The 1,453-nt window shown below is 42.9% G+C and carries 3 protein-coding genes; all 3 read right to left on the minus strand.

Annotated elements, in window-relative coordinates; genetic code table 11:
* Window positions 1–419 (minus strand): electron transfer flavoprotein subunit alpha/FixB family protein (locus NSA47_RS15280; RefSeq protein WP_373370341.1); only part of this gene is annotated, 419 nt, incomplete at its 3' end.
* A 28-nt stretch (window positions 420–447) separates the two neighbouring features.
* Complete coding sequence (locus NSA47_RS15285; protein WP_257533561.1) at window positions 448–1,230, minus strand: electron transfer flavoprotein subunit beta/FixA family protein; 783 nt, start codon at window positions 1,228–1,230, stop codon at window positions 448–450.
* 23 nt (window positions 1,231–1,253) lie between these two features.
* A partial coding sequence (locus NSA47_RS15290) for an acyl-CoA dehydrogenase family protein (RefSeq protein WP_257533563.1) occupies window positions 1,254–1,453 on the minus strand: 200 nt, incomplete at its 5' end.

Here is a 1,453-nt window from a genome sequence, read left to right on the forward strand (position 1 = left end):
GTCATTCTCAGGTTTTTGCTCTCTTCATCGATTTCTAGTTTTGTACAATCTGCCGTTAGTCCTGTATGTACTCTTGCCGATACCCGAGGGGCTAGATCACGACCGATGGCTGTGGCTCCATAGAGTACGATTTCAGGTTGATGGGTTTGTATAATGTTGTACATAGCATCGGTATAGGGTTCTGTTCGATAGATCTCTAGCTCTTTATGGTCCACTACAATCACTTTATCTGCTCCAAAGGCAGCTAGTTTATCTGGTAATTGGGATATGTCATAACCCAAGAGTACAGCGGTTACCTCTGTATCTAAATCTTTGGCCAGCTCTTTTCCTTTACCGATTAATTCATAGGAAACACCTGTAATGTTTTTATCCATTTGCTCTACAAAAACAAATATGCCTTTATATTCTTGTAAATTCATGCCTATTCTCACCACTTTCCTTCAATATTTACAGTACAAATTTCTCTTTTAGTTTTTCTATGATATAGGAAGCTGACTCTTCGGGATCTAGCTCTACCTTGGTCCCTGAAGCTTTTAAGCTCTTAGGGAAGGATTTTGCTACTCGAGTAGGAGAACCCTTTAGACCGATATTGGCGGTATCTACGGTAATGTCCTCTAAGCCCCAGCTTACCACTTCTTTTTCTCTATAGGCATCAAAAATCCCCCCTGGTGTCATATACCGAGGCTCATTTAGCTCGCTTAGTGCCGTGACTAAGCAAGGCATTTTGGCCTTTAGGATATGATATCTGTCTTCATATTGCCGTTTCACAAGGATATGCTCTCCTTCTACTTTGATGTCTTCGGCGTAGCTAATATTGGGGATATTCAGATGTTCGGCAATTTGTGGGCCTACCTGGGCAGTATCTCCATCAATGGCTTGGCGGCCGGTAATAATTAAATCATAGTCAAGATTTTTAATGGCGGCAGCAATGGTGGTGGAAGTGGCCCAAGTATCGGCTCCTCCAAAGGCTCTATCGGTTAGTAAAATGGCCTTATCTGCTCCCATGGCTAAGGCTTCTCTAAGAACTTCCTCTGCTTGGGGAGGTCCCATGGACAGTACGGTCACTTCTGCTCCCATGGCATCTTTTAATTGTAATGCCGCTTCTAAACCGGCTTTATCATCGGGATTGATGATGCTTGGCACTCCATCCCGGATAAGGGTTCCTTTCACTGGATCTAATTTTACTTCATTTGTATCTGGAACTTGCTTTATACAAACTACAATCTTCACTTTTCTTCACTCCCTACGGGTTGTTATTTTAGTAAATTACCTGAGATAACCATACGCTGTACTTCGCTTGTACCTTCGTATATTTCGGTGATTTTGGCATCACGCATCATACGTTCTACATCATAGTCTCGGATATAGCCATAGCCACCATGGAGTTGGACAGCCTTTGTGGTCACTTCCATGGCCACTTCTGCAGCATAGAGTTTTGCCATGGCTGCTTCTA

Source organism: Irregularibacter muris (assembly GCF_024622505.1).
GTDB classification, from domain to species: Bacteria; Bacillota; Clostridia; order Eubacteriales; family Garciellaceae; genus Irregularibacter; species Irregularibacter muris.